Annotated in this window: 17 protein-coding genes; 16 read left to right on the top strand and 1 reads right to left on the bottom strand. The window is 69.5% G+C overall.

The window, feature by feature from the left end:
* Positions 1-117 precede the first annotated feature (117 nt).
* The 11 genes from AC3IRM_RS05630 to AC3IRM_RS05580 are packed head-to-tail and all read left to right on the top strand — an operon-like array spanning position 118 to position 10,030.
* Positions 118-852, top strand: a complete 735-nt coding sequence (locus tag AC3IRM_RS05630) for a type II secretion system protein N (RefSeq protein ID WP_489205252.1) — start codon at positions 118-120, stop codon at positions 850-852.
* Positions 849-2,900 (top strand): type II secretion system secretin GspD, encoded by a 2,052-nt coding sequence (gspD, locus tag AC3IRM_RS05625; RefSeq protein WP_489205251.1) that lies wholly within the window; start codon positions 849-851, stop codon positions 2,898-2,900. The genes AC3IRM_RS05630 and gspD overlap by 4 nt, the downstream gene beginning before the upstream one ends.
* Complete coding sequence (gene gspE / locus AC3IRM_RS05620) at positions 2,900-4,387, top strand: type II secretion system ATPase GspE (protein ID WP_489205250.1); 1,488 nt, start codon at positions 2,900-2,902, stop codon at positions 4,385-4,387. The genes gspD and gspE overlap by 1 nt, the downstream gene beginning before the upstream one ends.
* Positions 4,374-5,573, top strand: a complete 1,200-nt coding sequence (gene gspF / locus AC3IRM_RS05615) for a type II secretion system inner membrane protein GspF (protein WP_489205249.1) — start codon at positions 4,374-4,376, stop codon at positions 5,571-5,573. The genes gspE and gspF overlap by 14 nt, the downstream gene beginning before the upstream one ends.
* A 37-nt stretch (positions 5,574-5,610) precedes the next feature.
* Positions 5,611-6,054, top strand: a complete 444-nt coding sequence (gspG, locus tag AC3IRM_RS05610; protein ID WP_489205848.1) for a type II secretion system major pseudopilin GspG — start codon at positions 5,611-5,613, stop codon at positions 6,052-6,054.
* Positions 6,055-6,066: 12 nt separating this feature from the next.
* Positions 6,067-6,510 carry a GspH/FimT family pseudopilin gene (locus AC3IRM_RS05605; RefSeq protein ID WP_489205248.1) on the top strand — a complete coding sequence of 148 codons (444 nt, stop codon included), beginning with the start codon at positions 6,067-6,069 and terminating at the stop codon, positions 6,508-6,510.
* A complete protein-coding gene (gspI, locus tag AC3IRM_RS05600) occupies positions 6,507-6,851 on the top strand; it encodes a type II secretion system minor pseudopilin GspI (RefSeq protein ID WP_489205247.1) in 345 nt (114 codons plus the stop codon). Before AC3IRM_RS05605 ends, gspI begins: the two co-directional genes overlap by 4 nt.
* On the top strand, positions 6,848-7,459 hold the full coding sequence (gene gspJ / locus AC3IRM_RS05595) for a type II secretion system minor pseudopilin GspJ (protein WP_489205246.1): 612 nt from the start codon (positions 6,848-6,850) through the stop codon (positions 7,457-7,459). Before gspI ends, gspJ begins: the two co-directional genes overlap by 4 nt.
* Positions 7,456-8,439, top strand: a complete 984-nt coding sequence (gene gspK, locus AC3IRM_RS05590) for a type II secretion system minor pseudopilin GspK (RefSeq protein WP_489205245.1) — start codon at positions 7,456-7,458, stop codon at positions 8,437-8,439. The genes gspJ and gspK overlap by 4 nt, the downstream gene beginning before the upstream one ends.
* On the top strand, positions 8,436-9,539 hold the full coding sequence (gene gspL / locus AC3IRM_RS05585; protein ID WP_489205244.1) for a type II secretion system protein GspL: 1,104 nt from the start codon (positions 8,436-8,438) through the stop codon (positions 9,537-9,539). Before gspK ends, gspL begins: the two co-directional genes overlap by 4 nt.
* Entirely contained in the window at positions 9,539-10,030 is a 492-nt protein-coding gene (locus AC3IRM_RS05580) for a type II secretion system protein M (RefSeq protein ID WP_489205243.1), read from the top strand. Before gspL ends, AC3IRM_RS05580 begins: the two co-directional genes overlap by 1 nt.
* Positions 10,031-10,288: 258 nt before the next feature.
* Here the strand turns inward: AC3IRM_RS05580 and AC3IRM_RS05575 are convergent, their stop codons facing one another.
* A complete protein-coding gene (locus tag AC3IRM_RS05575; protein WP_489205242.1) occupies positions 10,289-11,611 on the bottom strand; it encodes an OprO/OprP family phosphate-selective porin in 1,323 nt (440 codons plus the stop codon).
* Between the two features lie 495 nt (positions 11,612-12,106).
* Between AC3IRM_RS05575 and pstS the strand changes: the two genes are divergently transcribed.
* From pstS to phoU, 5 genes are all read left to right on the top strand, one after another.
* On the top strand, positions 12,107-13,204 hold the full coding sequence (gene pstS / locus AC3IRM_RS05570; RefSeq protein WP_489205241.1) for a phosphate ABC transporter substrate-binding protein PstS: 1,098 nt from the start codon (positions 12,107-12,109) through the stop codon (positions 13,202-13,204).
* 107 nt (positions 13,205-13,311) lie between these two features.
* Entirely contained in the window at positions 13,312-14,283 is a 972-nt protein-coding gene (pstC, locus tag AC3IRM_RS05565) for a phosphate ABC transporter permease subunit PstC (protein ID WP_489205239.1), read from the top strand.
* Positions 14,283-15,170, top strand: a complete 888-nt coding sequence (gene pstA / locus AC3IRM_RS05560) for a phosphate ABC transporter permease PstA (RefSeq protein ID WP_489205238.1) — start codon at positions 14,283-14,285, stop codon at positions 15,168-15,170. Before pstC ends, pstA begins: the two co-directional genes overlap by 1 nt.
* A 32-nt stretch (positions 15,171-15,202) precedes the next feature.
* Complete coding sequence (pstB, locus tag AC3IRM_RS05555) at positions 15,203-16,030, top strand: phosphate ABC transporter ATP-binding protein PstB (protein WP_489205237.1); 828 nt, start codon at positions 15,203-15,205, stop codon at positions 16,028-16,030.
* 142 nt (positions 16,031-16,172) lie between these two features.
* Complete coding sequence (gene phoU, locus AC3IRM_RS05550) at positions 16,173-16,877, top strand: phosphate signaling complex protein PhoU (protein ID WP_489205236.1); 705 nt, start codon at positions 16,173-16,175, stop codon at positions 16,875-16,877.
* The last annotated feature ends 236 nt before the right edge of the window (positions 16,878-17,113 follow it).

The following is a 17,113-nucleotide window of genomic DNA, read 5'->3' as shown; positions in this document are numbered from 1 at the left end:
TCGCAGAAACAGGAATGTCATATATCTGACTCATGCTGTCATGAATCGGTTACCTGCCTGCCTGCCTTGCCTACTTTCCTCGCGTTTCCGGGTGTGTCACGGCGGCTCTGGTCCAGGTTGGCCGAAATTCTCCTGTGGCTCGTTCTGGTGACCCAGCTCGCCCGGCTGGTGTGGCTGGTGCTGGCCCCGGCCAGCGTCGCCGGCACGCCGCAGGTGACCAGCCTCCCCTCACAGATTCCGGAGTTGGCGGCACATGATCCGTTTCTTGCTGGCGTTGCATCGGCCGCGCCCGTCGCGACCGACGGTTGGCGCCTGTTCGGCCTGCGAACCGCGGCCGACGGTCGGGGCACGGCCATTCTCGGCCGCGACCGGGAGCCGCAATCGGTCTATGGCGTCGGCGATGCGCTGGCACCCGGCCTGGTGCTCGCGGCCGTGAGGGCCGATCACGTCGAGCTGGGCAACGGGCAGCGGCTGGCGCTCGCGCAGGAGGCACCTGCCGACGCGCCGCCCGCCTCGATGCCAACACCCCCGCCTGCGCCGACGCCTGCACCGGCATCGGCCAGCAGCCCGGACTTCGATCCCGCGCAGTTGCTCGAAGCCGGCCTGCAGGCGCGCAACGTCGATGGCCGCCTCTCCGGCTACACCCTGCTGCCGCGCGGCAACAGCGAGATGCTGCTGCGCGCCGCCGGCCTGCAACCCGGCGACGTGCTGCTCTCCGTCAACGGCCAGGTCCTGTCACCCAGCGTGATCACCGCACTGGCGAGCGAATTGAAATCCAATCCCAGAGCCGTCGTGACCTTCGAGCGCGACGGCCAGACCCGCACCCTGAGCCTCGGAGGCAGCGCGCCATGAGCACCCGCATTCCGGCGCGGCTGCTGCTGGCGACCGCCGTCCTGCTGGCCTGCCCCACCCCGCCGCTGTCGGCCCAGGCGCAGGCCGAGGCGCCGGCGCTGCGCATGCAGAACGTCGAGCTCACCGCCTTCATCCAGGACGTCGCGCGCGCCACCAGCACCACCTTCATCGTCGACCCGCGCGTGCAGGGCACGGTCAACGTCAGCCGCGACCGGCCGCTGACCGACGAAGACCTGATCGGCGTGCTGCTCACCGTGCTGCGCAGCAACGGGCTGATCGCGGTGCCCGCAGGCACGGCCACCTATCGCATCGTGCCCGACGACGTCGCCGCGCAGCAGCCGGGCTCGCCGCTCGGCTACGCCACCAGCGTGTTCCCGCTGCAGCGCATCGACGCGCGCGCCGCTGCCGAAACGCTGAAGCCGTTGATCGGCCGCGGCGGCGTCGTGATGGCGCTGCCCCAGGGCAACAGCCTGCTGGTGGCCGATTACGTCGACAACCTGCGCCGCATCCGCGGCCTGGTGTCGCAGATCGACCAGGACAGCGCCAGCATCGACACGGTCAGCCTGCGCAACACCTCGGCGCGCGAGCTCGCCGCCACGCTGGTCGACCTGTTCGGCATTTCCGGGCAGAACGACGGCGCGCTGTCGGTGCTGCCGGTGGAGAGCAGCAATTCGCTGGTGATCCGCGGCAATCCGGCGATGGTGCAGCGGGTCGCGCGGATGGCACTGGAGCTCGACAGCCGCGCCGAGCGCAGCAGCGATGTGGCCGTGGTGAAACTGCAGCACGCCAGCGCCGAACAACTGCTGCCGGTACTGCAGCAATTGATCGGCCAGTCGCCCGACGGCAGCGGCGCCGGTGCGGGCGCCGCGATGGCCGCCGCCATGCCTGCGGCCGCCGACGCCGAGAACCTGCAGATCATTTCTCCGGCCGGCGGCAAGCGCCCGGTGATCGTCCGCTATCCGGGGGCCAACTCGCTGGTGATCAGCGCCGATCCCAGCACCCAGCGGATCCTGCTCGACGTGATCCGCCAGCTCGATGTGCGCCGCGAGCAGGTGCTGGTCGAGGCGCTGGTGGTCGAGATCTCCGACTCCGCCGCGAGTCGGCTCGGCGCCCAGCTGCTGCTCGCCGGCAAGGACGGCACGATTCCGATCGGCCTGACCCAGTTCTCCAACGGTGGTCCCGGCATTGCCTCGCTGGCCGGCGGCGCCCTCGCCAGCCGCGGCGGCAGCGGCGGCGAGAGCGACGACGCCGTGGGCGATGCCGCCCGCCAGGCTGCGGCCCAGGCCCTGCTCGGGCTCAGCGGCGGCCTGCTCGGCTTCGCCGCCGAACGCGACAACACGCTGTTCGGCCTGATCATCAATGCGGTCAAGACCGACGCCGGCTCCAGCCTGCTGTCGACACCGTCGATCCTGACCCTCGACAACGAGGAAGCCCGGATCATGGTCGGCCAGGAAGTGCCGATCACCACCGGCGAGGTCCTCAGCGGCAACAACGACAATCCGTTCCGCACCATCGACCGCCAGGACGTGGGCATCCAGTTGACCGTGCGGCCGCAGATCAACAGCGGCGGTGGCATCACGCTCGGCATCAAGCAGGAAGTGTCGTCGGTCAACGGCACCGTCAGCTCGAACAACGACGAGCTGGTGCTCAACAAGCGAGAGGTCGAGACCAACGTGGTCGTCGACGACGGCGCGATGGTGGTGCTGGGCGGCCTGCTCGACCAGAGCAACGAAGCGCGCCTTGAGAAGATCCCGCTGCTCGGCGACATCCCCGGCCTCGGTGCCTTGTTCCGCAGCCGCTCGCGCAACAGTTCCAAGACCAATCTGATGGTCTTCCTGCGACCGACGATCGTGCGCAACGGCGTCGATGCCCAGCGCCACACCGCGCAGCGCTACGGCTACCTGCGCGAGACCGGCCTGCGCGGCGATCCGGCGGCGCTAGTCGAACTCGATGCGCTGGTGCGCGACTACCTCGATACCGCGGCGCCCGTGTCGCCCGCCTTGCCGGCCGCACCGGCCCCGCCGCCGCCCGCGACGCCCTCGCCCTGATGGACACGCACGCGCCCACGCTCGCCTACGCCTTCGCCAAGCGACACGGCGTGCTGCTGCTCGGCACGGGCGCGCAGGCCCAGGTGGCGATGCGTGAAGGCGGCGATGCGCAGGCGCTGCTCGAAGTCCGGCGCACGGTCGGCGTGCCACTGCAGGTCGAGACCCTTCCGGCGACGGTCTTCGACCGGCGCCTGTCGGAGATCTACGCCGATGTCGGCCTCGGCAACGCCGCCGGTGTCGAGCAGCTGGACCTGCACGGCAACCTCGACTCGCTGGTCGAGGACATCCCCACCGCCGCGGACCTGCTGGAAAGCCAGGGCGATGCGCCGGTCATCCGCCTGATCAACGGGCTGATCGCCGAGGCCGCGCGCCTGGGCGCGTCCGACGTGCACATCGAATCCTTCGAATCCGCGCTGCGCGTGCGCTTCCGCGTCGACGGCGTGATGCGCGAGGCGGTGTCGCTGCCGGCGCGCATCGCGCCGCTGCTGGTGTCGCGCGTGAAGGTGATGGCGCGCCTCGACATCGCCGAGCGGCGCGTGCCGCAGGACGGGCGCGTGTCGCTGGTCATGGGCGCCAAGGCGCTGGACGTGCGCGTGAGCACCCTGCCCACCCGCGGCGGCGAACGGGTCGTGCTGCGCATCCTCGACAAGGAACAGGGCACGCTGTCGCTCGAACAACTCGGCATGTCCGCGCCCACGCTGGCGTCGCTGCGCAAGGCGCTGCAGGTGCCGAACGGCGTGATCCTGGTCACCGGCCCCACCGGCTCGGGCAAGACCACCACGCTCTATTCCGCGCTGACCGCGCTCAACGACGGCGAGCGCAACATCCTGACCGTCGAAGACCCGGTCGAATACGCGGTCGAAGGCGTCGGCCAGACCCAGGTCAACACGCGCGTGGGCATGAGTTTCGCCGCGGGGCTGCGCGCGATCCTGCGCCAGGACCCGGACATCGTCATGGTCGGAGAGATCCGCGATGCCGAAACCGCGCAGATCGCGGTGCAGGCCAGTCTCACCGGCCACCTGGTGCTGTCGACGGTGCACACCAACGACGCCGCCGGCGCGATCACGCGGCTGCGCGATGTCGGCATCGAGCCTTTCCTCCTCGCGTCCAGCCTGCGCCTGGTGATGGCGCAGCGGCTGCTGCGCAAGCTCTGCGTGCACTGCCGCACGCCGCGCACCCACACCGGATTCGCCGGGATGCTCGGCGGCGATGTCGATGGCGTGCTGTACGACGCGGTGGGCTGCCCGCGCTGCAACCACACCGGCTATGCCGGGCGGATCGGCATCCACGAAGTGATCACCGTCGACGACCGTATCCGTCGCCTGATCGCCAGCGACGCCGGCGAGGACGCCATCGCCGACGCGGCGTTCGCCACTGCGGGGCGGCTGTCGGACGCCGCGCGCGACGCGGTGGCCGCCGGATTGACCACGCTGGAAGAAGCCGTGCGCGTCACCCGTCAGGAGACCCGGGACGATGCCGGCGTTTGACTACTCGGCGCTGGACCTGCGCGGCCACACCCGAGCCGGCACGGTCGATGCCGCGACGCCGCGCGACGCCCGTGCGCTGCTCGAAAAGCGGCAGCTCGTGCCGGTCTCGGTCGAGCCTGCGATGCAGCAGCATCGGGGCGGACGCGGCGGCCGCTTCGGCGCGAAGGACCTCGCCCTGCTGACCCGCCAATTGTCGACGCTCGTGGCGAGTGCGCCGATCGAGGAAGCCCTGCGCACGATCGGCAGCCAGAGCGACCGGCGCGGCGTGCGCCGGGTGGTGATGGCCACCCACGCCCAGGTGCTCGAGGGTCGTCGGCTGGCCGATGCGATGGCCCAGCAGGGCAAGGCGTTTCCGCCGCTGTACCGGGCGATGGTGTCGGCCGGCGAACGCTCGGGCGCGCTGCCGCAGATTCTCGAGCGCCTCGCCGATCTGCTCGAACGCCAGCAGCAGGTGCGCGGCAAGATGATCGGCACCCTGGTCTACCCGGCCGCGTTGTCGCTGACCGCGGTGGCGGTGGTGATCGCATTGATGACGTTCGTGGTGCCGCGCGTGGTCGAACAGTTCGACTCGATGGGCCGCGAATTGCCGCTGCTCACGCGCGCGGTCATCGGTGTGTCCGATTTCATCAATCAGTGGGGCTGGCTCGTGGCCACGCTGCTGGTGGTCGGCGGCCTCGTCTTCGTCCGGCTGCTCAAGCGCGAGGATGTCCGGCTGCGTTTCGACGGCTGGCTGTTGCGCCTGCCCCTGCTCGGCCGGGTGCTGCGCGATCTGCACGCCGCGCGCATGTCGCGCACCCTGGCGATCATGCTCGACAGCGGCCTGCCGCTGATCGAAGGACTGGCCATCACCGCGCGCACCGTCGGCAACCGCGTGCTGCGCGCCGCCACCGACACCATGGTCACCGCGATCGACGAAGGCGGCAGCATGTCCTCGGCGATGAAGCGCGCCGGCGTGTTCCCGCCCACGCTGCTCTACATGACCGGCAGCGGCGAGAACAGCGGCCGGCTGGCGCCGATGCTCGACCGCGCCGCCGATTATCTCGAACGCGAGATCGACACCTTTTCCAACGCCACGCTGAGCCTGCTCGAGCCGGGAATCATCATCGTGCTCGGCGGCGTGGTCGCCATGATCGTCCTGTCCATCCTGCTGCCGATCCTGCAGTTCAACTCGATGGCGCTGGGCTGATCCCCCGTTCGTAACCGACCAGGAATTCTTCGCCATGATGCTTCGTCGTTCCCGTCCCTTCGTCGCCAGAGCGCGCGGCTTCACCCTGATCGAACTGATGGTGGTCATCGTCATCCTGGGCCTGCTGGCCACGGTGGTGGTGATCAACGTGCTGCCCAGCCAGGACCGCGCCATGGTGGAGAAGGCGCGCGCCGACGTCGCCCTGCTGGAACAGGCGCTCGACAGTTACCGGCTGGACAACCTCACCTATCCGCGCACCGAACAGGGCCTGCAGGCCCTGCAGCAGCAGCCGCCGGGACTGGCCCGTCCCGAGCGCTATCGCAAAGGCGGCTATGTGCGTCGTCTGCCGGCCGATCCCTGGGGCAATCCCTACCAGTACCGCATGCCGGGACAACGCGGCGCGTTCGACGTCTTCTCCTTCGGCGCCGACGGCGTCGAGGGCGGCGACGGCGAGAACGCCGACATCGGCAACTGGCAGTAACACGCATCACCGATGCCACGCGCGCAGGCCGGTTTCACGCTGATCGAACTGCTCGTGGTCATGGTCGTCATCGGCCTGGCCACGACGGCGGTGGCCCTGACCCTGCCCGACGGCAATGCCGGTTTCCATCGCCAGGCCGACCAGTTCGGCCTGCACCTCAAGCACGCGCGCGACGAAGCGATCCTCGGCGGACGGGCGATGCAGGTGAGCGTCGACGCCGGCGGCTACCGCTTCAGCCGACGCGACTTCGGCCGGTGGCAGCCGCTGGACGACGCGCCGTTCTCCGCACGCCCCTGGGCCGACGGCGTGATCGCGACGCTGCCGGAACGCCGGGAACAGCTCGACTTCCGCTTCGACGCCACCGGCGCCGCCGAACCCCAGCGCCTGCGGCTGGCGCGCGACGGCCTGCAGGCCGAGATCGTGGTCGACGCCGCCGGCACGGTGCGCGTGCAATGACCCGCGCGGCGCGCGGCTTCTCGCTGATCGAACTGCTGGTCGCGCTGGCGGTGTTCGCGCTGGTCGTCGTGGCCCTGCTCAACCTCAGCGGCGGCAGCACGCGCAGCGCGCTGCAGATCGAGACCCGGGCGCTGGCCGGCATCGTCGCCGAGAACCTGTCGGTCGAGGCGCAGCTTGGCGATGCGACACCCGATGCGGCGCAGGGCGACGAACGGCTCGGCGATCGCGCCTGGCACTGGCAGCGCGCGATCGAACCCGCCGGCGCCGGCCTCACCCGCGTGCGCATCGCCGTGTTCGCCGACGACGGCCAGCAGGTGGCCAGTGCCGAGGTCTTGCGATGAGCCGTACATCGCATTCGCGCGCACGCGGCTTCACCCTGATCGAGGTGCTGGTGTCGCTGGCGATCTTCGCGATGCTCGCCGCGGCCGCGGTCGGCGTGCTGGCGTGGACGGCCGACCAGCAGGGCGTGATCCGTGCACGCATGGACCGCACCGCCGAACTGCAGCGCGCGCATGCCCTGCTCAAGGCCGATCTCGGCCAGGCCGCCGTGCGCCGCACCCGGCGCAGTGACGGCGTGGCCGACCTGTCCGCCTTCACCGCCGCGCCGCCGGACGACCGCAGCCGACCGCTGCTGGGCTTCGTCCGCCGCGGCTGGGAGAACACCGATGGCGCGCCGCGCGCGTCGATGCAGTACGTGGAATACCGCGTCGCCGACGGCAGCCTGCAGCGCAGCACCCGCGCCGCGCTCGACGGCACGTCGGCCGGCGCGCCGCAGGTGCTGCTGGACGGCGTCGAGTCTGTGCGTGCGTCGTACTACGCGCGCGGCTTCTGGAGCGACGGCTGGGGCGGCGGTCTCGATACGCTGCCGCAGGCAGTCGCGCTGGAGATGGAGGTCCGCGACTTCGGCCACGTGCGCCAGGTGTTCCTGCTGCCGGGCGAAGCGGAATGAGCGCGCCGGTGCGACAGCGTGGCATGGCCCTGCTTTCGGTGCTGCTGCTCACCGCGGTGATGACCGTGCTGGCGGTGGCGATGCTGGACGACATCCGCTTCGGTCTGCGCCGCACCGGCAATGCGCATGCGATCGCGCAGGCGCAGCGCTACGCGCTCGGCAGCGAGGCGCTGGCCCGGCAGCGGCTGGGCGAGCTGCAACGCGGCGGCGTCGATGCCGCGCAATGGAATGGCAAACCGCTGCTGTTCCCCATCGTCGAAGACGGCCAGAGCCTCGGCCTGGTGCGTGCACGGCTGGGCGACGGCAGCACCTGCTTCAACCTCAACAGCGTGGTCACCGGCGCACCGGAGCAGTGGCAACGGCGAGAGCTCGGCGTCAGCCAGTACGTGGCGCTGCTGCAGGCGCTCGGATTCGCCGCCGCCCAGGCTCAGGCACTGGCCGACACGCTGGCCGACTGGATCGACAGCGATGCGCAGCGCGCGCCGCTGGGCGCCGAGGATTCCACCTACGCCGCGCTGCAGCCCGGCTACCGGACCAGTGGTGCCCTGCTCGCCGAACCGTCGGAACTGCGTGCGATCCGCGGCTACGACGGCGCGAGTTACGCGCGCCTGCGTCCCTACGTGTGCGCCCTGCCCCGCGCCGAGCTGTCGCCGGTGAACGTCAACGCGCTGGACCTCGACCAGGCCCCGGTGCTGAGCATGCTGAGCCTGGGGCGCCTGACCCCGGCCGAGGCGCGCCGCGTGATCGCCGCGCGTCCGGACGGCGGCTGGCCGGACGCGACCGTGTTCTGGGCGCAGCCTGCGTTGCGCGACGCTGAACTGCCGCGCGAGGTCTATGACCAGGTCCAGCTGCGCAGCCGCTGGTTCACCCTCCAGACCGAAGTCGAGTACGCCGGCGCCCAGGCGGTGCTCAGCGCACTGCTGCACGCCGACGGCGACCGCGCCCGCCTGATCGTCCGCCGCTGGACTCCCGACGAATGAACACCCCGTCCTCTCCCCTCCGCCTGCTGCTGCTGGGCGCCGATCCGTCACGTGCCCCGGTCTGCCTGAGCGTCGACAGCAGTGGCCAGATCCGTGCGCGTCGCGTATGCGATGCCGCCGATCCGCTGCCGGCCGAGCCCGGCGCGCGCGACATCCTGGTCGTCCCGGCCGACGCGCTGCGGCTGCTGTGGCTGGATCTTCCTGCTCACAGCGCGGCCCAGGCCGCCGCGGCCGCGCGCCTGCTGCTGCAGGACCACGTCGCCCAACCGGTCGGCACACTGCACGTGGCGGTCGGCGCCGCCGAGGCCGGCGACTCGCAGCGTCTGCTCGGCGCGGTCGACGATGCCCGGATGCGCGGATGGCTCGCCCAGGCAGCGCAGCTCGGGCTGCACCCGGTGGCCGCCGTGCCCGATTGCCTGCTGCTCGATCCACCGCACGACGACGGCGTGCAGGTCTGCGAGCGCGACGGTCTGCTGCTGGCCCGCGGGCATCGCCTCGCGCTCGCCGCCGAAGCGGATCTGGTGCTCCAGGTCATCGGCGACCGGCCCCTGCGCCGGCTGGACCCGGCGGCCTGCGACGCGCGGTTCGCCGCCAATGCGCTGGCCGTCCCCGCGCTCGACCTGCTGCAGGGCCCCTACGCGCGCCGCGACGAGACGGTGCCCCGGCAACGCCGGCGCCTGCGTCGGCTGGCGGCGCTGGCCCTGCTGTCTCCGCTACTGCTGGTCGGCGCGCAGGCGATGTATCACGGCCTGGCGGCGCGCTCGCTCGAACACCGCGCCGACACGCTCGCCGCCGCGTACCGCCCCGGCCTCACCGGCGCCACCCTCGGCGCGCACTACCGCCAGCGCCTGGCGCCGGACCTGCTGGCCGCGCACTCGGCCGCGTTGTTCGACGCCCTGCGCACGGTGCCGGGCACCCGGCTCGACAGCTACGAATTCACGCCCGACACCGGCGTGCGCGCCGGCCTGGTCCACGGCAGCGAGCAGGATCTCGACCTGTTGCGTCAGCCACTGGCCGAACGTGGGCTGGCGCTGGTGCCGCTCGACAGCCAGCCGGTCGAGGCCGGCCTGCGCAGCCTCGTTGCCGTGGAGCCGCTCTGATGAAGATCGACATGTCGCGCGTCCAGCGCTGGTGGCAGCAGCGCGAGCCACGCGAACGCTGGATGCTGGGATTGATGACCGCTGCGATCGCCGCGTTCGTGCTCTGGTACGGCGTGATGCTGCCGGTGCGCCAGGCGGCCGATGCCGCGCAGCTGCGCCACGAGCGCGCCACGCTGGCGCTGCTGCAGGCGGAGCTGCAGCTGGCGCAACTGCGCACGCTGGATCAACGCGACATCGCGCCGCCGGTCGACACCGCCGCACTGAAAGCCGCCGTGCTGGCGTCGGCGCAGACCGCCGGCCTGGCGGTGAGCCGCGAGCGCGCGCACGGCGACGACGGCTTCGGCATCGAATCCGACGCCGCCACGTCGCCGCAGCTGTTCGGCTGGCTGGACGACCTGCGGCTGCGACACGGCCTGGCACCGGCCACGCTCAGCGTGGCGAGAAGCGAGGGCCAGCTTCGGGTGCAGGCCGGGTTCGACGTCGCCCGATGACCCCGGTGGGCATGCGCGGGGCATCGGTCCTCTGAGCGCCGACCGTCCTGCAGGAGGACGGGGTTCGAACCGGGCCGGCATGCAAGAGAAGGACGCAACGGCCGCGCGCCTGCACGGACGGGACCGCGGCGATCGCCTCGCGAGCCGATGCATCCGGCACCCGTCGGGTCGATCGCGCCGTTCCGACTTCGACCGCGCTTCAACGCAAAAAGCCCGCGGTGATGGCCGCGGGCCTTTCGGAACGAACAGCGGTGTCGATCAGAACGCGAACTGTGTCCGCAGCGCGTACTGGCTGGTCTTGTCGCCCGTCACGTCGTTGTCGCCGTTGGTGTAATTGAACATGAAGCGCAAGGCCGGATTGACGTAGTAGTTCATGCCCAGGATCCAGCTGGTCGCCTCGCGATCGAGCAGGTTCTTGTTCTCGATCGTGTCGTAGCGCGCAGTCAGTTCCCACAGGCCACGGTCGGTAGCCTTCGGCGCGCCGAAGATGCCGGTCCCTGCCTTGTAGGCCCTGTGGCCGCCGTTGATCAGCCAGCTGCCCTGCACATACCAGGTGGTGACGTCCTGATCGGCCGCCGCCGGCTGCCCGAAGCTGGCGATGGCGTATTCGCTCTGGAAGAACAGCGGGCCGAACGCGCCGGCCGCTTCCAGACCGTAGGCGTCGACGGTGCTGCGGCTGCCCGACGTCGTCGTGGCGATGGTCTGCGACGGGCCACGGCGCCCGGCGTAGTTGGCCGTTGCGGCGATGTCGGCCGAGCCCTGGTTGACGTTCTCGTGGCTGGCCCAGCCGCCGACGTGCAGCGTGCTCGTCTCGGTGTTGATCGGCGCGAAGGTCACGCGGCCGGCAGCGCCGACGCCCTCGTTGCGGGTGCCCGAGGCGCTGCGCAGGTTGAACACAGAGAAACCGGCGGTGTAACCGCTGTCGGCGCGCAGGTATCCCACGCCCTGCTGGAACTGTCGGCCGTTGAACAGGCCGGTGGCCGAGGCGAACGGCCGCTCCATCATCAGGATCTCGTTGGAGCTGGTCAGTTCCTCCATCGAGCGATAGGGCTTGAAGTGGCCGATGGTGACCTTGCCGCCCAGCGCCGACGTGGCGATGAATACGTCGCGGAAGCCTTCGAGGCCGGTGCCGGCGGCGAAATCCTGCTCGAATTTGTAGTCCCAGCCGTAGGCCTTGCCCTGCAGGGTCAGGCGCGCGCGGCGGAAATCGCTGGTGCCGGTCACGTCGGCGGTGTCGCGGTCGAAGGCGTAGGCATCGAAATGAATGCGACCGCCCAGCGACATCTCGAAATTCCCGTCGGCGCTCGCCACATCCAGACCGCCGCGGGTGTCGACGGTCGTCGACGGCCCGGACGCTGCCGCCGCATCGTTCGGCAGCGGCGCACCGGACGGAGACGCGCTGGACGCCTCGACTCCGGAGCGCTCCTGGTGCTCGCGCTGCGCGGACCGCTGCTCCAAGGCGTCCACCTTGGCCTGCAACGCGGCCAACTGCGCCTTGAGTTCGGCCAGCTCGTCCTGCTCGGACGCCTGGACACCGCCGGAGACCGCAATGCCGATGGCCAGACACGAGAGGGCCGGCATGGTTCGCATGAGGGGGGCTCGATACACGACGGACTCGACATCGCAGAAGACGGGGCGGCGATTATGACATTCCCGAGTCACCCACCCTGACGCGCACCCAACCGCAGGGTCTGACCATCGGGGCCCGACGTCACGGGAGTGCAACACGGGCTCCATACGGCTGCCATCACATTTCGCTTCAATCTCTGTGGCATGCCGCGCGCGCCGCTCCATCCTCTCCCTGGACGGCGACGCGTGGCATGTGCCCCATCGGCGCGTAAAACGCCTCGAATCCACCTTGACAGCATGCCGGTCAGACAGCTGAGATACGGCTGGATCCGGCGACATTCAGGTCAAGTGCGCGTCCACAGCGGGCCGCGACGGCCGATGGCGCGGGAGGCGCGTCCGGGCGCGTCGCGCTGCAGTCACTGACCGTCATACGACTGAAATAAAAACATCATTAAATGCGCGTACCGGGCAACGCCGTGCGTTGCCAATCCCTCATGGAGTTTCCAGATGCCTCGTCAGACGGTTCGAATCGGTGCGCTCGCCCTTGCCTCCCTGTTCTTCCTTGCCGCCTGCGGCGGCAACAACGAGACGCCTTCCGGCCAGACGGCCGACGGCAGCGCCGCGTCCGGACAGGGCAGCAGCGACCGCGTCGCAGCGGAAATCACCGGGGCTGGTGCCACCTTCATTTTCCCGCTGGTGTCCAAGTGGTCGGCCGACTACAACGCGGCGACCGGTAACCGGGTCAACTACCAGTCGATCGGCTCTGGTGGCGGCATCGCCCAGATCAAGTCGGGCACCGTGGATTTCGGCTCGTCGGACAAGCCGCTCGACAGCGCAGAACTGCAGGCCGCGGGCCTGGGCCAGTTCCCGTCGGCGATCGGCGGCGTGGTGCCGGTGGTCAACATCGACGGCATGCAGCCGGGCCAGCTGCGCCTGACCGGTCCGCTGCTGGCGGACATCTTCAGCGGCAAGGTGGGCACCTGGAACGACCCCGCGATCGCGGCGCTGAACCCGGGCGTCACCCTGCCCTCCGGCAAGATCAGCGTGGTCCACCGCTCGGACGGCTCCGGCACCACCTTCAACTTCTCCAACTACCTGTCCAAGGTCAGCCCGGACTGGAAGTCGCGCATCGGCGAAGGCACCTCGGTGCAGTGGCCGGTCGGCGTGGGCGGAAAGGGCAACGAGGGCGTGGCGTCCTACGTGCAGCAGATCAAGGGTTCGATCGGCTACGTCGAGCTGGCGTACGCGATGCAGAACAACATGCCGTACGCGTCGATGCAGAACGCGGCCGGCAACTGGATCCAGCCGAGCGAGGAAAGCTTCGCCGCAGCGGCCGCCAATGCCGACTGGGCCAGCGCTCCCGACTTCAACCTGGTCATCACCAATGCGCCGGGCGATGATGCGTGGCCGATCACCGCGACCAACTTCATGCTGATGCCGAAGCAGCCGCGCAACGCCGCGCGCAGCCAGGCGACGCTGGCGTTCTTCAAGTGGGCGTTCGAGTCCGGCCAGGCGCAGGCCAGCGAGCTGCACTATGTGCCGCTGCCCGCCGAACTGGTGCAGCAGATCGAGGCCTACTGGGCCGCCGAGTACCAGTACCAGTGATGCCTTGCGCGGCGTGTCGCCTGCCCGGCGGCGCGCCGCGCGATCGCACCGAGACAGATGGCACTGACGTCCCGCCACGGCGGGACTGACGGAACACAAGGGATCCGATGACCGCCGCCACCCTTTCCGCCACGCCGGCTCCCCGGCAACGCGACCTCCGCGACGCACGCAACGACCGGATCTTCCGCTGGTTGCTGGCCGCCACCGTCGTGTTCGCGATGCTCGCGCTCGCGGGTGCCGCACTGTCGATGCTGTGGGGCGGGCGCGACGCGCTGGCCACCCAGGGCCTGTCGTTCTTCACCAGCGCCGACTGGAATCCGGTCGAGAACCGCTACGGCGCGCTGGTGCCGATCCTGGGCACCATCGTCACCGCGCTGATCGCGATGATCATTGCGGTGCCCGTGAGCTTCGGCATCGCATTCTTCCTCACCGAAGTCGCGCCGCGCTGGCTGCGCGGACCGGTGGGGACGGCGATCGAGCTGCTGGCCGGCATTCCGTCGATCATCTACGGCATGTGGGGTCTGTTCGTGCTGGTGCCGGTGATGACGACCTACGTCACGCCGTTTCTCAATGACTACTTCGGCGCCATCCCCGGCATCGGCCTGCTGTTCCAGGGCCCACCGCTGGGCATCGGCACGCTGACCGCGGGCTTCGTGCTCGCGATCATGGTGATTCCCTTCATCTCGTCGGTGATGCGCGAGGTCTTCCTGACCGTGCCCACGCGCCTGAAGGAATCGGCCTACGCACTCGGCGCCACCAAGTGGGAAGTGAGCTGGGACATCGTGCTGCCCTACACCCGCTCGGCGGTGATCGGCGGCATCTTCCTCGGCCTCGGCCGCGCGCTCGGCGAGACGATGGCGGTCGCGTTCGTGATCGGCAATTCGGTGCGCCTGACCCCGTCGCTGCTCGAGCCCAGCACGACGATCGCCGCGCTGATCGCCAATGATTTCGGCGAAGCCACCGAGACCTATCGCTCCGCGCTGCTGCTGCTCGGCTTCGTGCTGTTCCTCGTGACCTTCGTGGTGCTGGCGATCGCACGCCTGATGCTGATGCAGCTCGCTCGCAAGGAGGGCAAGTGATGGCCAGTGTCGTCACCGAACGCGAGCGCCAGGTCGCCGACCGCCTCCATGCCCGACGCCGGATCAAGAACGGCGTCGCCATCGTCATGGGCTGCCTGACCGCCGCCTTCGGCCTGTTCTTCCTCGGCTGGATCCTGTGGACGCTGGTGTCCAAGGCGGCCGGCGGCATCAACTGGGCGCTGTTCACCCAGATGACCCCGCCGCCGATGCAGGAAGGCGGGCTGGCCAACGCCTTCTTCGGCAGCGCGGTGATGTGCGCGCTGGCGATCGCCATCGGCACGCCGATGGGCGTGGCCGCCGGCACCTGGCTCGCCGAGTACGGCCGTGCCCGCAAGATCGGCACCGTCGTGCGCTTCATCAACGACATCCTGCTGTCCGCGCCGTCGATCGTGCTCGGCCTGTTCGTCTACACCGCGTTCGTGATGCAGACCGGCGGCCGCTTCTCGGCGCTGGCCGGTGCGATCGCGCTGGCCTTCATCGTGCTGCCGGTGGTGGTGCGCACGACCGACGAGATGCTGCAGCTGGTGCCCATCCAGATGCGCGAAGCCGCGCTGTCACTGGGTGTGCCGCACTGGAAGGTGATCGTGCAGGTGCTCTACCGCAGCGCGTCGGCCGGCATCGTCACCGGCATCCTGCTCGCGCTGGCCCGCATCAGCGGCGAGACCGCGCCGCTGCTGTTCACCGCGTTCGGCAACCAGTACTGGAACAGCGACATCATGCGGCCGATGGCCAGCGTGCCTGTGGTGATGTATCAGTACGCAGGCAGCCCGTATGAATCCTGGCAGCAGCTGGCCTGGGCCGGCGCACTGGTGCTCACGAGCTTCGTGCTCATCGTCAGCCTCCTCGCCCGCGCCATCCTGCTGCGCAAGCGGATCAGCCACGACTGACCCGCACTGCCCCTTCTTCGAACGGACCGTCCATGAACGACCTGCATACCGCCCCGACGCAACGGATCCACCTGGCCGCCCATGCACGTGAAGTGCTGGCGCCGGCGCCGGTGAAGATCGCCGCGCGCGGCCTGGATTTCCACTACGGTGATTTCCATGCGCTCAAGGGCATCGAGCTGGAGATTCCCGAGAAGCGGGTGACCGCGCTGATCGGCCCGTCGGGCTGCGGCAAGTCGACGCTGCTGCGCATCTTCAACCGCATCTACGCGCTGTATCCGAAGATGACCGCCAGCGGTGAAGTGCTGCTGGACGGCGAGAACATCCTGTCGCCGAAGTACCCGATGAACCGGCTGCGCAGCAAGGTCGGCATGGTGTTCCAGAAGCCGGTGCCGTTCCCGATGACGATCTTCGAGAACGTGGCCTATGCGATCCGCCATCACGAAAAACTGTCCAAGGCCGAGCTCAACGTGCGCGTCGAGCAGGCGCTGACCCAGGCCGCGCTGTGGAACGAGGTCAAGGACAAGCTCGGCCAGAGCGCGCTCGGCCTGTCGGGCGGCCAGCAGCAGCGCCTGTGCATCGCGCGCGCCGTCGCATTGCGTCCTGATGTTCTGCTGCTCGATGAGCCCACGTCGGCGCTCGACCCCATCTCCACGAGCCGCATCGAACAGCTGATCGAAGAACTCAAGACGGAGTACACGATCGTCATCGTGACCCACAACATGCAGCAGGCTGCGCGTGTTTCGGACTACACCGCTTTCATGTACCTCGGCGACCTGATCGAACACGACACCACCGAAACGATCTTCTCCAATCCCTCGAAGCAGCAGACCGAGGATTACATCACCGGTCGATTTGGGTGAGGCAGGGCTGCTTGCGCGGCACTGCCGCGCGCCCTGCCGAACACCGCACGCGCTGCGCGCGGCCGGACGAGCGCTCACTATCGGACCTCCGTGTCATCGCAGTTCCTTCCACTGCCGCCACCTCCTCTCCAGGTACGTCACCATGCCCAACCAACTGAACGACCACATCGTCAAGAGCTACGACGACGAGCGCGGTCGTCTGACCAACGAGATCCTGCGGATGGGTGAGATGGCCGCCGCGCAGCTGGAATCGGCACTGGATGTCGTGGAGCGCCGCGACGACAAGGCCGCCGAACGCATCATCGCCAACGACGAGGCGATCGATGCGCTCGAGCACGAGGTCAGCCAGGACGTCATGAAGCTGGCGCTGCGCGGCCCGATGGCGCGCGACCTGCGCGAGATCCTTTCGGCCCTGCGCATCGCCGCCGACATCGAGCGCATCGGCGACTACGCCGCGAACGTCGCCAAGCGCTCCACCGCGCTGAACCTCGCACCGCCGCTGCCCTATACCCGTGGCCTCACCGTGCTCGGCCAGCTGGCAGTACGCCAGGTGCGCGAAGTCCTGGTCGCCTTCCGCGACAGCGACCCGGACGCCGCACAGCGCGTGCGCGCGCAGGATGCGGAGATCGACACGGTCTACACCAGCCTGTTCCGCGAGTTGCTGACCTACATGATGGAAGACCCGCGCGCGATCACCCCCAGCACGCATCTGCTGTTCATGGCCAAGAACATCGAGCGCATCGGCGACCACGCGACGAACATCGCGGAGAACATCTGGTTCATGGTCAAGGGCGACGAGCCGCTGCCGCCGCGCGAGAAGCGGGATTTCACGAATACGGTGAGCTGATCCGGATGCATTGAGGCGCGCCGCTTGCGGTGTTGGCGGCGTGGATCGTGTCTTGCGGGGAACAGGCGACATCTGCGAACGGCGGGCACCGCCCGTCCGCTTCGAAGGGTTGTCCCGCCTGTAGCGCACGCGCGGGCGCGTACAGGGCGCAGACCCTCACCCGATGCGCGTTGCGCGTCGACCTGTCTTGGAGTGAGAGGTGCCGGCTCCGCGAGCCCGCCTACAGAGGCTGCCGC

The organism is Luteimonas sp. KH_071 (genome assembly GCF_057838005.1).
Note: the sequence above shows the minus strand (reverse complement) of the source record. Positions and strands in the feature narration are given on the sequence as shown.

Bases quoted from the DNA above. Each gene is read 5' to 3' on its own strand.
- gspE (WP_489205250.1), top strand. From the start codon at position 2,900: ATGGACACGCACGCGCCCACGCTCGCCTACGCCTTCGCCAAGCGACAC.
- gspD (WP_489205251.1), top strand. From the start codon at position 849: ATGAGCACCCGCATTCCGGCGCGGCTGCTGCTGGCGACCGCCGTCCTG.
- gspI (WP_489205247.1), top strand. From the start codon at position 6,507: ATGACCCGCGCGGCGCGCGGCTTCTCGCTGATCGAACTGCTGGTCGCG.
- AC3IRM_RS05605 (WP_489205248.1), top strand. From the start codon at position 6,067: ATGCCACGCGCGCAGGCCGGTTTCACGCTGATCGAACTGCTCGTGGTC.
- gspJ (WP_489205246.1), top strand. From the start codon at position 6,848: ATGAGCCGTACATCGCATTCGCGCGCACGCGGCTTCACCCTGATCGAG.
- pstA (WP_489205238.1), top strand. From the start codon at position 14,283: ATGGCCAGTGTCGTCACCGAACGCGAGCGCCAGGTCGCCGACCGCCTC.
- gspF (WP_489205249.1), top strand. From the start codon at position 4,374: ATGCCGGCGTTTGACTACTCGGCGCTGGACCTGCGCGGCCACACCCGA.
- gspK (WP_489205245.1), top strand. From the start codon at position 7,456: ATGAGCGCGCCGGTGCGACAGCGTGGCATGGCCCTGCTTTCGGTGCTG.
- AC3IRM_RS05575 (WP_489205242.1), bottom strand. From the start codon at position 11,611: ATGCCGGCCCTCTCGTGTCTGGCCATCGGCATTGCGGTCTCCGGCGGT.
- pstB (WP_489205237.1), top strand. From the start codon at position 15,203: ATGAACGACCTGCATACCGCCCCGACGCAACGGATCCACCTGGCCGCC.
- gspG (WP_489205848.1), top strand. From the start codon at position 5,611: ATGCTTCGTCGTTCCCGTCCCTTCGTCGCCAGAGCGCGCGGCTTCACC.
- pstS (WP_489205241.1), top strand. From the start codon at position 12,107: ATGCCTCGTCAGACGGTTCGAATCGGTGCGCTCGCCCTTGCCTCCCTG.
- gspL (WP_489205244.1), top strand. From the start codon at position 8,436: ATGAACACCCCGTCCTCTCCCCTCCGCCTGCTGCTGCTGGGCGCCGAT.
- pstC (WP_489205239.1), top strand. From the start codon at position 13,312: ATGACCGCCGCCACCCTTTCCGCCACGCCGGCTCCCCGGCAACGCGAC.
- AC3IRM_RS05580 (WP_489205243.1), top strand. From the start codon at position 9,539: ATGAAGATCGACATGTCGCGCGTCCAGCGCTGGTGGCAGCAGCGCGAG.
- phoU (WP_489205236.1), top strand. From the start codon at position 16,173: ATGCCCAACCAACTGAACGACCACATCGTCAAGAGCTACGACGACGAG.